We start from the raw sequence: 15,734 nt of genomic DNA on the forward strand, positions 1-15,734 counted from the left end.
TTTGGCAACAGGCTCCCCGGACGATGGCGGACGCGCCGGTGCCGCTTGCCGCCGACATCCGCTTCAAGGCCCGCGCCGATGGCGGGGCGGGGCCCTTGGGGCCGCGACCCCAATCGAATGATAGAATTTCCTGTTTACCCGGCCCGGGTTCCTCCTTACACGATTCTGTCGTTATATATATGGATTCCTTTGCCAAGGAGACGCTTCCGGTATCGCTGGAAGAAGAGATGCGCCGCAGTTACCTCGATTACGCGATGAGCGTGATTGTCGGGCGGGCGCTACCGGATGTGCGGGACGGGCTCAAGCCCGTCCACCGGCGCGTGCTCTACGCGATGCACGAGCTCAACAACGACTGGAACCGCGCCTATAAGAAGTCCGCGCGTATCGTCGGGGACGTCATCGGTAAGTACCACCCCCACGGCGACCAGTCCGTCTACGACACCATCGTCCGCATGGCGCAGGATTTCTCCATGCGCTACATGCTGGTCGACGGCCAGGGCAACTTCGGCTCCATCGACGGCGACAATGCCGCGGCGATGCGTTACACCGAAATCCGCCTGGCCAAGATCGCCCACGAGCTGCTCGCGGACATCGACCAGGAAACGGTCGACTTCGGCCCCAACTACGACGGCAGCGAGCAAGAGCCGCTGCTGCTGCCCTCGCGCCTGCCGAACCTGCTGGTCAACGGCAGCTCGGGCATCGCCGTCGGCATGGCCACCAACATTCCGCCCCACAACCTCCAGGAAGTGGTCGACGGCTGCCTGTACTGCCTGCGCAATCCTGCGTGCACGGTCGATGAACTCATGGAGATCATCCCGGCGCCGGACTTCCCCACGGGCGGCATCATCTACGGCATGTCCGGCGTGCGCGAAGGCTATCGCACCGGTCGCGGCCGCGTCATCATGCGCGCCAAGACCCACTTCGAGGACATGGAGAAGGGCAACCGCCAGGCCATCGTGGTCGACGCGATTCCCTACCAGGTCAACAAGAAGACGCTGCAGGAACGCATCGCCGAGCTGGTCAACGACAAGAAGATCGAAGGCATCTCCGACATCCGCGACGAGTCCGACAAGGACGGCATGCGCCTGGTGATCGAGCTCAAGCGCGGCGAAGTGCCCGAGGTGGTGCTGAACAACCTCTACAAGAACACGCAGCTGCAGGACACCTTCGGGATGAACCTGGTGGCGCTGGTCGACGGCCAGCCCCGCCTGCTCAACCTGAAGCAGATGATCGACTACTTCCTGCAGCATCGTCGCGAAGTGGTGACGCGCCGCACGGTGTTCCAGCTGCGCAAGGCCCGCGAACGCGGCCACGTGCTGGAAGGCCTGGCCGTGGCGCTGGCCAACATCGACGACTTCATCGCCATCATCAAGGCCGCGCCGACGCCTCCCGTCGCGCGCCAGGAACTGATGGCCAAGTCGTGGGATTCCTCGCTCGTGCGCGAAATGCTGTCGCGCGCGGACGGCGACACGCCGGGAGGCCGCGCGGCCTTCCGTCCGGACGACCTGGGCGCCGAGTTCGGCCTGCAGGGCGACGGCCTGTACCGCCTGAGCGACACCCAGGCCCAGGAAATCCTGAACATGCGCCTGCAGCGCCTGACCGGCCTGGAGCAGGACAAGATCGTCGGCGAATACAAGGACGTCATGTCCGCCATCGCCGACCTGCTGGACATCCTGGCCCGTCCCGAGCGCATCACGACCATCATCGGCGAAGAGCTGCAGGCCATCAAGGCCGAGTTCTCGACCGGCGCCAAGGACACGCGCCGCTCGGACATCGAGCTGAACGCGACCGAACTCGACACCGAAGACCTGATCACGCCCACCGACATGGTCGTGACGCTGTCGCACGGCGGCTACATCAAGAGCCAGCCGCTGTCCGAGTACCGTTCGCAGAAGCGCGGCGGCCGCGGCAAGCAGGCCACCGCGATGAAGGAAAACGACTGGATCGACCAGCTGTTCATCGCCAACACGCATGACTTCCTGCTGTGCTTCTCGAACCGCGGCCGGGTCTACTGGCTCAAGGTCTGGGAAGTGCCGCAAGGCACGCGCAATTCGCGCGGCAAGCCGATCGTCAACATGTTCCCGCTGGCCGAAGGCGAGAAGATCACGGTGGTGCTGCCGGTCAAGGAATTCAGCGAAGACCACTACGTCTTCATGGCGACCTCGCGCGGCACGGTCAAGAAGACCCCGCTGTCCGACTTCTCCAACCCGCGCAAGGCCGGCATCATCGCGGTCGACCTGGACGATGGCGACTACCTGATCGGCGCCGACCTCACCGACGGCAAGCACGACGTCATGCTGTTCTCGGATGCCGGCAAGGCCGTGCGCTTCGACGAGAACGACGTGCGCCCGATGGGCCGCAACGCCCGCGGCGTGCGCGGCATGATGCTCGAGGACACGCAGAACGTGATCGCGCTGCTGGTGGCCGGGGATGAAACGCAGAGCGTGCTGACGGCCACCGAAAACGGCTACGGCAAGCGCACCCCGATCACCGAGTACACGCGCCATGGCCGCGGCACCAAGGGCATGATCGCCATCCAGACCAGCTCGCGCAACGGCAAGGTGGTCGGCGCCGTGCTGGTGATGCCTTCGGATGAAATCATGCTGATCACCACCGGCGGCGTGCTGGTGCGCACCCGGGTCGCGGAAATCCGCGAAATGGGCCGCGCCACGCAAGGCGTCACCCTCATCAACGTCGACGACGGCAGCTCGCTGTCCGGCGTGCGCCGCGTTGTCGAAAGCGATGCGGACGATGACAGCGAAGACCTGGACGACGGCCAGGAAGAGGGCAACGGCGACGCCGCTGCAACGGATTCGACGGAACCTACGGAGCAATAATGGCCCGCCCCTGGAACTTCTCGGCAGGCCCCTCGGCCTTGCCCGAGGTGGTACTGCAGCAAGCCGCTGCGGAAATGCTGGACTGGCACGGCAGTGGCATGTCCGTGATGGAAATGAGCCATCGCGGCAAGCACTTCGTGCAGATCTGCGACGAAGCGGAAAGCGACCTGCGCGATCTGCTCGGCCTGTCTCCGGACTACGCGGTGATGTTCATGCAGGGCGGAGGTTCCGGGGAGAACGCCATCGTTCCCATGAATCTCATGGGGCGGCGCGGCACGCCGGCGGCCGACTTCGTCGTGACCGGCCACTGGTCGTCGCGCTCCTACAAGGAAGCCGGCCGCTACGGTGACGCGCAGGTCGCGGCCACCAGCGGTCAGGCGACGCAGCTGGACGGCCGCGAGCAGGCGCCGTTCACCTGGGTGCCGCCGGTCGACACCTGGAAGGTGCGCAAGGAATCGGCCTATCTACACCTGTGCAGCAACGAAACCATCGGCGGCGTCGAATTCATGGATTGGCCCGACACGGCCGCGCTCGGCGCGCCCGACGTGCCGCTGGTGATCGACGCTTCCTCGCATTTCCTGTCGCGTCCGATGGACGTGAGCCGCTGCGGCATGATGTACGCGGGCGCCCAGAAGAACGCCGGCCCGGCCGGCGTGACCATGGCCATCACCCGCCGCGACCTGATCGGCCACGCGCTGCCGATCTGCCCGTCGGCGTTCGACTACGCCAACGTGGCCGCCGAGCATTCGCGCTACAACACGCCGCCGACCTTCGCGATCTACATCGCCGGCCTGGTGTTCAAGTGGGTCAAGGCCAATGGCGGCGTGGCCGGCATGGAAGCGGCCAACAAGGCCAAGGCCGAGCTGCTTTACGGCTACCTCGACAGCACCAGTTTCTACCGCAATCCGATCCACGCGCCCGTGCGTTCGCGCATGAACGTGCCGTTCGTGCTGCGCGACGAGTCGCTCAACGACGCCTTCCTGCAAGGCGCCGATGCCGCCGGCCTGACGCAGCTCAAGGGCCACAAGAGCGTGGGCGGCATGCGCGCCTCGATCTACAACGCCGTGCCGCTGGCCGCCGTGGCCGCGCTGGTCGAGTACCTGAAGGAATTCGAGCGCCGCTATGGATGACGATCTGCAGCGCAAGCTGCGCCCCCTGCGCGACCGCATCGACGCGCTCGATGCTCAGATCCTGGACCTCCTGTCGCAGCGCGCCCGCGCCGCGCAGGAAGTCGGCGAGGTCAAGCACGCCGCCCACGCCGACGGCCCGGTGCTGCGTCCCGAACGTGAAGCCGAAGTGATCCGGCGCCTGCAGCAACTCAATCCCGGTCCGTTTCCGGCGGCCGGCGTGGCCTCGGTCTGGACCGAGATCATCTCGGCCTGCCGTGGCCTGGAGCGCGGCATGACCGTCGCCTACCTGGGCCCGCAAGGCTCGTTTTCCGAGCAGGCCGCGCTGGAGCATTTCGGCCACGCGGTGCAGAAGCTGCCGTGCGTGTCGTTCGATGAAGTCTTCCGCGCCGTCGAGGCGGGGCAGGCCGATGTCGGCATGGTGCCGGTCGAGAACTCCACCGAAGGCGCGGTCAACCGCAGCCTGGACCTGCTGCTGAACACGCCGCTGCGCATCCTGGGCGAGCGTTCGCTGGTGATCCGCCATTGCCTGATGTCGCAGTCCGGCAAGATGGACGGCATCAAGACGATTTCCGCGCATCCGCAGGCGCTGGCCCAGTGCCAGGGCTGGCTGACGCGCAACTACCCCGACCTGGAGCGCGTGGCCGCGGCCAGCAATTCCGAGGCGGCGCGCCTGGCCGCGTCCGATCCGGCCATCGCCGCGATCGCCGGCGAAGTGGCCGCGCCGGCCTGGAACCTGCAGGTCGTCAGCGCCGGCATCCAGGACGATCCGCACAACCGCACGCGTTTCCTGGCCATCGGCAATATCGAGCCGCTGGTCAGCGGCAAGGACAAGACCAGCCTGATCCTGGCTGTCCCCAACCGCGCCGGCGCCGTCTACGAGATGCTGGCGCCGCTGGCGGCCAACGGCGTGTCGATGACGCGCTTCGAATCCCGCCCGGCCCGCACCGGCGAGTGGGAATACTATTTCTACGTCGATGTCCTGGGACATCGCAACGATCCGAATGTCGCGCTCGCCCTGGATACCCTGCGGGCGCAGGTCGCCTACCTGAAAGTGCTGGGTTCCTACCCGGCGCCGTGAGTCCTCCATGACCAACACTTCCAAGCCTCTCGCCGCTCCCGCGCACGTCAGCGCCATCGCGCCCTACCAGGCGGGCAAGCCCATCGAGGAACTGGCCCGCGAATTCGGGCTGGATCCGGCCGGGATCGTCAAGCTGGCCTCCAACGAGAACCCGCTGGGCATGCCGCAGTCGGCGCGCGCCGCCATGCTGGCCGCCGCCGAGTCGCTGGCGCGCTACCCGGATCCCAACGGCTTTGACCTGAAGGCCGCGCTGGCCGCGCGCTACGAAGTGCCGATGAACTGGATCACGCTGGGCAACGGCTCCAACGACATCCTGGAAATCGCCGCGCTGGCGCTGCTGGAGCCGGGCGCCTCGGCGGTCTACGCGCAGCATTCGTTCGCCGTCTACCGCCTGGCCACGCAGGCCCGCGGCGCGCGCCACATCGTGGTGCCGGCCAAGGACTACGGCCATGACCTGGACGCCATGTTCGACGCCATCGCCGACGACACGCGCCTCTTGTTCATCGCCAACCCCAACAACCCCACCGGCACCTTCGTGCCGGGCGACCAGGTGGCCGCGTTCCTGGAGCGCGTCCACGCCGCCCATGGCGACCGCGTCACGGTGGTGCTGGACGAGGCCTACAACGAATACCTCGAGCCGCAATTCCGTTTCGACAGCACCGCGCTGGTGCGCCGCTTTCCCAACCTGATCGTCTCGCGCACGTTCTCCAAGGCCTACGGCCTGGCCGGCCTGCGCGTGGGCTTCGCGGTGGCGCAGCCGGCCCTGACCGACCTGCTCAACCGCGTGCGCCAGCCGTTCAACGTCAACACGCTGGCGCAGGCCGCCGCCGTGGCCGCGCTGGGCGATGCCGCCTATCTGGAACAGGCCTACACCTCCAACAAGGCCGGCAAGGCGCAGCTGTGCGAAGCCTTCGACCGTCTCAAGCTGCGCTATGTGCCCAGCTATGGCAACTTCGTGCTGGTGCACGTGGGCGATGCGCCGCGCATCAACCTGGCGTTGCTCAAGCGCGGCGTGATCGTGCGCCCGGTGGCCGGCGACGGCCTGCCCGAGTGGCTGCGCGTGTCCATCGGCCTGCCGCAAGAGAACGCCCGCTTCATCGACGCGCTGACCGCCATCCTGTCCGAATGAACGGCGCGACCTCCAAGCCGAATCAGGGGGCCGCTGGCCCCCTGATTCCTGTGCTGGCCGTCGTCGGCGTGGGCCTGATCGGCGGTTCCTTCGCCGCGGCCCTGCGCCAGGCGGGGCAGGTGGGGCGGGTGCTGGGCGTGGGCCGCAATGCCGCGTCGCTGGCGCGCGCGGTCGAACTGGGCCTGATCGACGAAGTCGTCAGCGCCGAAGAGGCCGCCGCCCGCGCCGACCTGGTGTTCCTGGCCACGCCCGTGGGCGGCCTGAAGGACATGCTGGCGCGCATGCTGCCGCAGCTGCGCGATGGCACCCTGCTGACCGACGGCGGCAGCACCAAGGCCGAGGTGGTCGATGCCGCCCGCCTGGCGCTGGGCGCGCGCATTGGCCAGTTCGTGCCGGGCCATCCGATTGCCGGCGCCGAGCGCACCGGCCCCGATGCCGCCGCTGCCGGCCTGTATCGAGACCGCTGCGTCATCCTGACGCCGCTGGCGGAGAACGCCGCCGCCGCCGTGGCCCGGGTGCGCGAGGCCTGGCAGGCCTGTGGCGCCCGCGTGATCGACATGGACGCCGACGCGCACGACCGCGTGCTGGCCTCGGTCAGCCATCTGCCGCACCTGTTGTCGTCGGTCTATATGGAGCAGGTCGCCACCGCCGATGACGCCGCCACGCGGCTGGCGCTGGCCGGCAGCGGCTTCCGCGACTTCACCCGTATCGCGGCGGGCTCGCCCGAGATGTGGCGCGATATCTTTCTATCCAACCGCGACGCCATGCTGGCCGAGCTGGCGGCCGTGCGCGCCGTGCTGGATCGGGCCGAGCGCGCGATCGACGGCGGCGACGGCGCGGCCTTGCTGGCATTGCTGGACACGGCGGCGCAGGCGCGCCGCAACTGGCGCAAGGAGTAATCGACATGGGCGCTTTGCCTTTCCTGGATCTGCCGCGCGCGCGGCGCGCGCAGGGCGTCATGGCCTTGCCCGGTTCCAAGAGCATTTCCAATCGCGTGCTGCTGCTGGCGGCCATCGCCGACGGCGAGACCGCCATCACCGGGCTGCTCGATTCCGATGACACCCGCGTCATGCTGGCCGCCTTGCGCCAACTGGGCGTGGCGGTGTCCGAGCTGGCCGAGGGCCGCGTCACCGTGCGCGGCGTGAGCCGTTTTCCGGTCGACAGCGCCGACCTGTTCATGGGCAATGCCGGCACCGCGATCCGGCCGCTGACGGCGGCGCTGGCGCTGATGGGCGGCGATTACCGCCTGTCGGGTGTGCCGCGCATGCACGAGCGTCCCATCGGCGACCTAGTCGATGCGCTCAAGGCGCTCGGCGCCCGTATCGACTACCTGGGGCAGCCCGGCTATCCGCCGCTGCATATCGGCCGCGGCGAGATCGCCACGCCGGCCGTGACGCGGGTGCAAGGCTCGGTCTCCAGCCAGTTCCTGACCGCCTTGCTGCTGGCGGCGCCGCTGCAGGCCGCGCAGAGCGGCCAGCCGGTGGTGATCGAAGTGGCGGGCGAGCTGATCTCCAAGCCGTACATTAAGATCACGCTGAACCTGATGGCGCGCTTCGGCGTGGCCGTGCAGCGCGACGGCTGGAGCCGTTTCACCATCGCCGGCGGCGCGCGCTACCGCAGTCCGGGGCAGATCGCGGTCGAGGGCGATGCCTCGACCGCCTCGTACTTCCTGGCGCTTGGCGCCATCGGCGGCGGCCCGCTGCGGGTGACCGGCGTGGGCGCCGACAGCATCCAGGGCGACGTCAAGTTCGCCGACACCCTGGCCGCCATGGGCGCGACCGTGACCTACGGCGAAGGCTGGATTGAGGTGACCGGCGTGCGCGTGGCCGAGGGCGGTCACCTGAAGGCCTTCGACACCGATTTCAACCTGATCCCCGACGCCGCCATGACGGCCGCCGCGCTGGCGCTGTACGCCGACGGCCCCTGCCGCCTGCGCAACATCGGCAGCTGGCGCGTCAAGGAGACCGACCGCATCCACGCCATGCAGACCGAGCTGGAAAAGCTGGGCGCGCAGGTGGAATCGGGGCCGGATTGGCTGCGCGTGACCCCGCCGGCCGACGGCGCCTGGCGCGACGCGCATATCGGCACCTGGGACGACCATCGCATGGCGATGTGCTTTTCGCTGGCCGCGTTCGGCCCGGCCGCGGTGCGGATTCTGGATCCGGGTTGCGTCAGCAAGACGTTCCCGGGTTACTTTGATGTCTACGCCGGCCTGGTGTCGGCGTAGCGAACCAGGGCTTCGGCCCATTGCCCCTCTACATGACTTCGATTGATCCGATCGTGACTTCCGCCGCCCCTGTCATCACCATCGATGGCCCCACCGCCTCGGGCAAGGGCACCGTCGCCCACCGCGTCGCCAAGGCGCTGGGCTGGGCGGTGCTGGACAGCGGCGCGCTCTACCGGCTGACCGCCCTGGCGGCGATCAACCGCGGCGTCGACGCGGCCGACGAGCCCGCCGTGGCGCGGGTGGCCGAGACGCTGGATGTGCGTTTCGACGGCCCTCACGTCTATCTGGAAGGCGCCGACGTCGGCCATGAAATCCGCCGCGAGGCCGTCGGCAACTTCGCTTCCCGCGTGGCGGCGTTCCCCGGCGTGCGGCAGGCGCTGCTCGAGCGCCAGCGCGCGTTCCGCCTGCTTCCCGGACTGGTGGCCGACGGCCGCGACATGGGCACGGTGGTGTTCCCTGATGCGTCCCTGAAGGTGTTCCTGGTGGCCGATGTGGTCGCGCGAGCCGAGCGGCGGCGTAAGCAGTTGATCGAAAAGGGAATTTCTGCTAATCTAGACGACCTTTTGCGGGATATGCGCGAGCGGGATGCCCGCGACACGCAGCGCGCCACGGCGCCGCTTGCTCCCGCAGCGGATGCACACGTGCTGGATTCGTCGAATCTGACGATTGCGGAAACCGTGCAGGCAATACTGGATCTCTGGCAGGCCAGCCCCACGCATTGAGGGGCGGGCACCGGCCAATCTCGTTTGAATGGCGGGTATCCCCGCCAGTCGTTTGAATGGCGGGCATCTTCGCCAGTCGTTTTTTTTATCGGCCCTGTCTTCGCCAGGCGAAACCCCCACGGGACACCCCGCAAGGGCAAACCGGCAGGCAGGTATTTTGACTCCACTGTGGCGGGCAATCCGCTGCGGTGTGTTCTTAACGGCCATTTCGGCCCAATGGATTTCAACCCCATGTCTTCCGTTTCCACTACCGCCACCGGCGGCGAAAGTTTCGCCGACCTTTTCGCCCAGAGCCTCAAGAGCCAGGACATGAAGTCCGGCGAGGTCATCAGCGCCGAAGTCGTGCGCGTCGACCATAACTTCGTCGTCGTCAACGCCGGCCTGAAGTCCGAAGCGCTGATCCCCCTGGAAGAGTTCCTGAACGACCAGGGCGAGCTCGAAGTGCAACCCGGCGATTTCGTCTCGGTGGCCATCGATTCCCTGGAAAACGGCTACGGCGACACCATCCTGTCGCGTGACCGCGCCAAGCGCCTGTCGGCCTGGCTGCAACTGGAAAAGGCCCTGGAAAACGGCGAGCTGGTCACCGGCACCATCACCGGCAAGGTGAAGGGCGGCCTGACCGTCATGACCAACGGCATCCGCGCGTTCCTGCCGGGTTCGCTGGTGGATCTGCGTCCGGTCAAGGACACGACCCCGTACGAAGGCAAGACCCTCGAATTCAAGGTCATCAAGCTCGACCGCAAGCGCAACAACGTCGTGCTGTCGCGTCGCCAGGTGCTGGAAGCCAGCATGGGCGAAGAGCGCCAGAAGCTGCTCGAAACCCTGCACGAAGGTGCTGTGGTCAAGGGCGTGGTCAAGAACATCACCGACTACGGCGCGTTCGTGGACCTGGGCGGCATCGACGGCCTGCTGCACATCACCGACATGGCCTGGCGCCGTGTGCGTCACCCCTCCGAAGTCCTGCAAGTGGGTCAGGAAGTCGAAGCCAAGGTCCTCAAGTTCGACCAGGAAAAGAGCCGCGTCTCGCTGGGCGTCAAGCAGCTGGGCGAAGATCCGTGGGTGGGCCTGGCTCGCCGCTACCCGCAAGGCACCCGCCTGTTCGGCAAGGTCACCAACCTGACCGACTACGGCGCGTTCGTTGAAGTCGAAGCCGGCATCGAAGGCCTGGTGCACGTCTCCGAAATGGACTGGACCAACAAGAACGTCGATCCGCGCAAGGTCGTGACCCTGGGCGAAGAAGTCGAAGTCATGGTCCTGGAAATCGACGAAGACCGTCGTCGCATCTCGCTGGGCATGAAGCAGTGCCGCCAGAACCCGTGGGAAGAGTTCGCCACCAACTTCAAGCGTGGTGACAAGGTCCGCGGCGCCATCAAGTCGATCACCGACTTCGGCGTGTTCGTCGGCCTGCCCGGCGGCATCGATGGCCTGGTTCACCTGTCCGACCTGTCGTGGACGGAAACCGGCGAAGAAGCCGTGCGCAACTTCAAGAAGGGCGACGAGATCGAAGCCGTGGTTCTGGGCATCGATACCGACAAGGAACGCATCTCGCTGGGCATCAAGCAGCTGGAAGGCGACCCCTTCAACAACTTCGTTGCCACGTTCGACAAGGGCGCCGTGGTTCCGGGCACCATCAAGTCGGTCGAAGCCAAGGGCGCCGTCGTGACGCTGTCCGTGGACGTCGAAGGCTACCTGCGCGCTTCCGAGATCTCCTCGGGCCGCGTCGAAGATGCCACCACCGTGCTGACCGCCGGCGAGAACATCGAAGCCATGATCGTCAACATCGACCGCAAGACGCGTTCGATCCAGCTGTCGATCAAGGCCCGTGACAACGCCGAAACCGCCGAAACGATCCAGCGCATGTCCGACGCCAGCGCTTCGTCCGGCACCACCAACCTCGGCGCGCTGCTGAAGGCCAAGCTGGACCAACAGCGCAACGACGGTTAATTCGTGACCAAGTCGGAGCTGATCGCCGCCTTGGCGGCCCGCTATCCTCAGCTGGCCGCCCGCGACACCGATTACGCGGTCAAGACCGTGCTCGATGCAATGACCCAGGCCCTGGCCTCGGGCCAGCGCATCGAGATCCGCGGTTTTGGCAGCTTCTCGCTGTCGCAGCGGTCTCCCCGTATCGGCCGCAATCCGAAATCCGGCGAACAAGTGCTGGTGCCTGGCAAACAGGTGCCGCACTTCAAGGCGGGCAAGGAGTTGCGCGAGCGGGTGGATTTGGTCGGCGGCAATGACGAGGACGCTCAATCCTCTGGATCGAGTGAACCGATGCCGTCCATGGCGAGCATGCACGCCATGCACTGACGGCACGGCCAGCAAGCTGCCTTCGGGCAGATCGGACCGCGAGCAAACGCCCCTTGAGCAATCAAGGGGCTTTGTTTTTGCGGAGGTCGCTTACAATTGACCCTCTCGAATTCTTAGGAGCATGCGTCATGCGCTACCTTGTCTGGGCCCTGCGATTGCTCGTGTTCGTGGCGGTATTGATGTTCGCGTTGAAGAACACCGATCCCGTCGCCGTGAAGTTCTACGCCGATTACGTGGTGCAGGATGTGCCGCTGATCGTCGTCATGCTGGTGGTGTTCGTGGTCGGCGCCCTGTTCGGCCTGCTGCTGACCGTGCCGGCCGCCATGCGCCGCCGCCGCGAGGCCATCCGCCTGCGCCGCGAGCTCGACCGCGTGCAGGCCGCCGTGAACGGCACCACGCCGGCCGTGCCGCCGGAAGCCGTCGCGCCGATGTCGCCGCTGTGACGGCGCCGCGCCGTCCGCAAGCCTTTCTTTTCCGCATTGAATCTACGCAAGAGCCCGCATAGTGGATTTTGAACCTTGGTGGTTGATATTCGTGCCGGTGTTGTTCGCGCTCGGCTGGCTGGCCGCGCGCTTCGACATCCGGCAGATGTTGCGGGAAACCCGCAGCCTGCCCGATTCGTATTTCCGGGGCCTGAACTTCCTGCTCAATGAGCAGCCCGACCGCGCCATCGACGCGTTCGTCGAGGTGGCCAAGCTCGATCCCGAGACCACCGAACTGCACTTCGCGCTGGGCAGCCTGTTCCGTCGCCGCGGCGAAATGGAGCGCGCCATCCGCGTGCACCAGAGCCTGCTGAACCGTTCCGACCTGCCCGCCGCCGAGCGCGAGCACGCGCAGCACGAATTGGCGCAGGACTTCCTCAAGGCCGGCATGCTCGACCGCGCCGAAAACGGCTTCGAGCAGCTCAAGGACACGCGCTACGCCTTGCCGGCGCTGCGTTCGCTGATCCGCATCTACGAATCCGAGCACGACTGGCCGCGCGCCATCGAGGCCGTCAAGACGCTGCACGGCCTGGTGGACGAGCCGGTGCCGCAGATCGTGCATTACTACTGCGAGCAGGCCGCGACGGCGCTGGCGGCCAAGCCGCCCAACGTCGATGCCGCGCACGCCGCCCTGGATGCCGCCGACCATGCCTTGTCGACCGCCGACGCCGGCATGTCGAGCAAGGGCGCCGTGGTGCGCACCGCCATGCTGCGCGCGCGCCTGGCGCTGATCGAACAGGATCCCAAGCGCGAGCGGTTGTACCTGGAGTCGGTCATGACCGACGCCCCCGAGTACGCCGGCCTGGTGGCCGAGCAGTTGCTGGCCAACTATCGCGCCGCCGGCCAGGCCGAGGCCGGGCTGGAATTGCTGCAGCGCCAATACGCGCGCCACGCCTCGCTCGACCTGTTCAACGTCGTGTTCCGCGAATTGCGCGTGCAGCAGGGCTCCGCGCCGGCCTGGGCCTTTGCCCGGGGCGCGTTGCGCAACCATCCCTCTTTGCTCGGCCTGGACCGCCTGCTGGAGGCCGAACTGGCCAATCCGGAGGGCGCGAGCGAGCATGGCCCCGTGCCTGGAGCCGACCTCACGCTGCTGCGCAGCCTGATTCACAAGCATACGCAACGACTGGACCGCTACGCGTGCCGGAACTGCGGTTTTCAAGCGCGCCGCTTCTATTGGCAATGTCCTGGCTGCAACGCCTGGGAAACCTACGCGCCGCGCCGTCTGGAAGAACTTGAATGAGCCAATTTCCCGCCGAATCCATTTCGCATAGCCGCGTGCTCGTGGTGGGCGATGTCATGCTGGACCGTTACTGGTTCGGCGAGGTGGAGCGTATTTCCCCCGAGGCGCCGGTGCCGGTGGTGCGTGTCGCGCGCCGCGAGGACCGCCTGGGCGGCGCCGCCAACGTGGCGCGCAACGTCGCCGCGCTGGGCGGCCACGTCACGCTGGTGGGCGTGCTGGGCGAGGACGAGGCCGGCGACAGCGTGCGCCGCCTGGCCGCCGAGGCCGGCATCCAGGCCGAGCTGATCACCGACCTGAGCCTGCACACCACGCTGAAGATGCGCGTGCTGGGCCGCCAGCAGCAGCTGCTGCGCGTCGACTTCGAGCAGCACCCGGCGCAGGAGGCGCTCGACAGCATCGACGCCGCGCTGGCGCGTCACCTGGCCAACCACGACATCGTGGTGCTGTCCGACTACGCCAAGGGCGTGTTGACGCGGGTCGAGTCGCTGATCGCGCTGGCCCGCAGCGCCGGCATCCCGGTGCTGGTCGATCCCAAGGGCGACGACTATTCGCGCTATCGCGGCGCGACGCTGGTCACGCCCAACCGTTCCGAAATGCAGCAGGCCGTGGGCCGCTGGAATTCCGAATCCGAACTGACCGATCGCGCGCAGCGCCTGCGCGCCGATCTGGACCTGGAAGCCTTGCTCGTGACGCGTTCCGAGCAGGGCATGACTTTGTTTACCGACACGGGCCGCGAGCACATCGACGCGCAGGCGCACGAGGTGTTCGACGTGTCCGGCGCGGGCGATACCGTGCTGGCGACGCTGGCCGTCTCGCGCGCCATCGGCCTGCCGTGGGCGGATGCCATGGGCTGGGCCAACCGGGCCGGCGGCATCGCCGTGGGCAAGCTGGGCACGTCCGTCGTCACCGCCGCCGAACTGGCAGGAGAACTCTCATGATCGTCGTTACCGGAGCCGCGGGCTTCATTGGCAGCAACCTGGTGCGCGGCCTGAACCGCCGCGGGATCGAGGACATCATCGCGGTCGATGACCTGACCGAGGGCGACAAGTTCGTCAACCTGGTCGACTGCAAGATCGCCGACTACATGGACAAGGACGACTTCCGTCGCCGCGTCGCCGATGGCAGCCTGCCGGAGATCCGCGCCGTGCTGCACCAGGGCGCCTGCTCGGACACCACCGAGCGCAACGGCCGCTACATGCTCGACAACAACTACCGCGTCACGCTGGAGCTGTTCGAGTTCTGCCAGGCGCGCCGCATTCCCTTCCTGTATGCCTCGTCGGCCGCGGTCTACGGCGGTTCGTCGATCTACGTGGAAGATCCGGCCAACGAAGGCCCCCTGAACGTCTACGGCTATTCCAAGCTGCTGTTCGACCAGGTGCTGCGCAAGCGCATGGACAGCCTGACCGCGCAGGTCGTGGGGCTGCGTTATTTCAACGTCTATGGTCCGCATGAGCAGCACAAGGGCCGCATGGCGTCGGTGGCCTTCCACAACATGAACCAGTTCCTGGAGCACGGCCACGTGCGCCTGTTCGCCGGCTGGGACGGCTACGTGGATGGCGGCCAGAGCCGCGACTTCATCTCGGTCGAGGACGTGGTGGCGGTCAACCTGCACTTCCTCGATCATCCGGAGCAGTCCGGCGTGTTCAATTGCGGCACGGGCCGGGCCCAGCCGTTCAACGACGTCGCCGCGGCCGTGGTCAACACGCTGCGCGCCGAGCGCGGCGAGGCGCAACTGACGCTGGCCCAGCTGGTCGAGCTGGACCTGATCCGCTACATCCCGTTCCCGGACGACCTGAAGGGCCGTTACCAGAGCTACACCCAGGCCGACGTCAGCCGCCTGCGCGCGGCGGGTTTCACCGCCCCGATGCGCGACGTGCAGACCGGCGTGGCCGAGTACGTGCGCTACTGGCGCGCGCGCAAGTAAGGCGCGCCGGCCGCCGCCTGGCGGTGGCCGGTCCGTGTCAAAAAAGAGCCGCCGTTCCGGGCGGTTTTTTTTCGCCCGCGTAGTTGCCGGGGTGGATCAATCCATTCACCGGGCATCCGCGGGGAATGCCCGGCGGGCCATGATCCGGAGGTGGCGCGGCAACCGTTGCGCCGCGTTTTTCCGGAGACCTGTCCATGAATCCCTTCCTCCATTCCACCGTCGCCCGCCGCCTGCCCGCGCTGCCGTGGCGCCGCCCACAACCCGTTGCCGCGCGACGCGGCCCGCCCGTGTTGCGCCAGGCGCTGGGCGCGGCCCTGCTGGCAGCCGGCGTGGCGCACGCGCCGGCGCAGGCGCTGGACCTGAACGACGCCACCGCGCAGCAGCTCGAGGGCATCCGCGGCATCGGGCCGCGCACGGCGCAGATCATCGTCGGCGAACGCGAGCGCGCCGGCCGGTTCGAGTCGCTGCAGGACCTCGCCGACCGGGTGCGCGGCATCAGCCAGAAGAAGGCCGAGGCCCTGGGGGCCGGCGGCCTGACGGTGGGCGCGGCGGGCGCTGATCCGAAGGTCGCGGGCGCGAAGGCGGCGGTCCCGGCGCCGGTCAGATCCGCGCCGGGGGCGGGCGCCGCCAAGGCCGCCCCCGCGGGTGGCGCGGCCAG

Annotated in this window: 14 protein-coding genes; all 14 read left to right on the forward strand. The window is 67.5% G+C overall.

The window, feature by feature from the left end; genetic code table 11:
• Nucleotides 1-179: 179 nt before the first annotated feature.
• A complete protein-coding gene (gene gyrA / locus H0523_RS16725; RefSeq protein ID WP_054429491.1) occupies nucleotides 180-2,837 on the forward strand; it encodes a DNA gyrase subunit A in 2,658 nt (885 codons plus the stop codon).
• Nucleotides 2,837-3,967, forward strand: a complete 1,131-nt coding sequence (gene serC / locus H0523_RS16730; protein ID WP_054429490.1) for a 3-phosphoserine/phosphohydroxythreonine transaminase — start codon at nucleotides 2,837-2,839, stop codon at nucleotides 3,965-3,967. The genes gyrA and serC overlap by 1 nt, the downstream gene beginning before the upstream one ends.
• Complete coding sequence (pheA, locus tag H0523_RS16735) at nucleotides 3,960-5,045, forward strand: prephenate dehydratase (protein WP_054429489.1); 1,086 nt, start codon at nucleotides 3,960-3,962, stop codon at nucleotides 5,043-5,045. Before serC ends, pheA begins: the two co-directional genes overlap by 8 nt.
• 7 nt (nucleotides 5,046-5,052) lie before the next feature.
• Nucleotides 5,053-6,174: a histidinol-phosphate transaminase gene (gene hisC / locus H0523_RS16740; protein WP_054429488.1), complete on the forward strand. Its 1,122-nt coding sequence runs from the start codon at nucleotides 5,053-5,055 to the stop codon at nucleotides 6,172-6,174.
• On the forward strand, nucleotides 6,171-7,073 hold the full coding sequence (locus H0523_RS16745) for a prephenate dehydrogenase (RefSeq protein WP_054429487.1): 903 nt from the start codon (nucleotides 6,171-6,173) through the stop codon (nucleotides 7,071-7,073). The genes hisC and H0523_RS16745 overlap by 4 nt, the downstream gene beginning before the upstream one ends.
• Before the next feature lie 5 nt (nucleotides 7,074-7,078).
• Entirely contained in the window at nucleotides 7,079-8,401 is a 1,323-nt protein-coding gene (gene aroA / locus H0523_RS16750) for a 3-phosphoshikimate 1-carboxyvinyltransferase (protein ID WP_054429486.1), read from the forward strand.
• Between the two features lie 32 nt (nucleotides 8,402-8,433).
• Nucleotides 8,434-9,123 carry a (d)CMP kinase gene (cmk, locus tag H0523_RS16755; protein WP_054429485.1) on the forward strand — a complete coding sequence of 230 codons (690 nt, stop codon included), beginning with the start codon at nucleotides 8,434-8,436 and terminating at the stop codon, nucleotides 9,121-9,123.
• 231 nt (nucleotides 9,124-9,354) lie between these two features.
• Nucleotides 9,355-11,067, forward strand: a complete 1,713-nt coding sequence (gene rpsA / locus H0523_RS16760) for a 30S ribosomal protein S1 (protein ID WP_026382780.1) — start codon at nucleotides 9,355-9,357, stop codon at nucleotides 11,065-11,067.
• Nucleotides 11,068-11,070: 3 nt separating this feature from the next.
• Nucleotides 11,071-11,430 carry an integration host factor subunit beta gene (locus tag H0523_RS16765; RefSeq protein ID WP_006393620.1) on the forward strand — a complete coding sequence of 120 codons (360 nt, stop codon included), beginning with the start codon at nucleotides 11,071-11,073 and terminating at the stop codon, nucleotides 11,428-11,430.
• A gap of 128 nt (nucleotides 11,431-11,558) precedes the next feature.
• Nucleotides 11,559-11,873, forward strand: coding sequence for a lipopolysaccharide assembly protein LapA domain-containing protein (locus H0523_RS16770; protein ID WP_006388264.1), 315 nt, complete (start codon nucleotides 11,559-11,561; stop codon nucleotides 11,871-11,873).
• Nucleotides 11,874-11,934: 61 nt separating this feature from the next.
• The gene (lapB, locus tag H0523_RS16775; RefSeq protein ID WP_054429484.1) at nucleotides 11,935-13,152 is read left to right on the forward strand and encodes a lipopolysaccharide assembly protein LapB; all 1,218 of its coding nucleotides are present in this window, start codon (nucleotides 11,935-11,937) and stop codon (nucleotides 13,150-13,152) included.
• A complete protein-coding gene (gene rfaE1, locus H0523_RS16780) occupies nucleotides 13,149-14,090 on the forward strand; it encodes a D-glycero-beta-D-manno-heptose-7-phosphate kinase (RefSeq protein WP_054429483.1) in 942 nt (313 codons plus the stop codon). Before lapB ends, rfaE1 begins: the two co-directional genes overlap by 4 nt.
• Nucleotides 14,087-15,076 (forward strand): ADP-glyceromanno-heptose 6-epimerase, encoded by a 990-nt coding sequence (gene rfaD / locus H0523_RS16785; RefSeq protein WP_054429482.1) that lies wholly within the window; start codon nucleotides 14,087-14,089, stop codon nucleotides 15,074-15,076. The genes rfaE1 and rfaD overlap by 4 nt, the downstream gene beginning before the upstream one ends.
• 194 nt (nucleotides 15,077-15,270) lie before the next feature.
• Nucleotides 15,271-15,734, forward strand: a 464-nt coding sequence (locus H0523_RS16790; RefSeq protein WP_180180096.1) for a ComEA family DNA-binding protein, incomplete at its 3' end; no start/stop codon positions are given.

Source organism: Achromobacter insuavis (genome assembly GCF_902859645.1).
Lineage (GTDB): Bacteria > Pseudomonadota > Gammaproteobacteria > Burkholderiales > Burkholderiaceae_B > Achromobacter > Achromobacter insuavis.

What these genes read in the sequence shown, in the direction of transcription:
- hisC (WP_054429488.1), top strand. Translation starts at nt 5,053, where the DNA reads ATGACCAACACTTCCAAGCCTCTCGCCGCTCCCGCGCACGTCAGCGCC.
- gyrA (WP_054429491.1), top strand. Translation starts at nt 180, where the DNA reads ATGGATTCCTTTGCCAAGGAGACGCTTCCGGTATCGCTGGAAGAAGAG.
- serC (WP_054429490.1), top strand. Translation starts at nt 2,837, where the DNA reads ATGGCCCGCCCCTGGAACTTCTCGGCAGGCCCCTCGGCCTTGCCCGAG.
- rpsA (WP_026382780.1), top strand. Translation starts at nt 9,355, where the DNA reads ATGTCTTCCGTTTCCACTACCGCCACCGGCGGCGAAAGTTTCGCCGAC.
- rfaD (WP_054429482.1), top strand. Translation starts at nt 14,087, where the DNA reads ATGATCGTCGTTACCGGAGCCGCGGGCTTCATTGGCAGCAACCTGGTG.
- H0523_RS16770 (WP_006388264.1), top strand. Translation starts at nt 11,559, where the DNA reads ATGCGCTACCTTGTCTGGGCCCTGCGATTGCTCGTGTTCGTGGCGGTA.
- H0523_RS16745 (WP_054429487.1), top strand. Translation starts at nt 6,171, where the DNA reads ATGAACGGCGCGACCTCCAAGCCGAATCAGGGGGCCGCTGGCCCCCTG.
- aroA (WP_054429486.1), top strand. Translation starts at nt 7,079, where the DNA reads ATGGGCGCTTTGCCTTTCCTGGATCTGCCGCGCGCGCGGCGCGCGCAG.
- rfaE1 (WP_054429483.1), top strand. Translation starts at nt 13,149, where the DNA reads ATGAGCCAATTTCCCGCCGAATCCATTTCGCATAGCCGCGTGCTCGTG.
- cmk (WP_054429485.1), top strand. Translation starts at nt 8,434, where the DNA reads ATGACTTCGATTGATCCGATCGTGACTTCCGCCGCCCCTGTCATCACC.
- pheA (WP_054429489.1), top strand. Translation starts at nt 3,960, where the DNA reads ATGGATGACGATCTGCAGCGCAAGCTGCGCCCCCTGCGCGACCGCATC.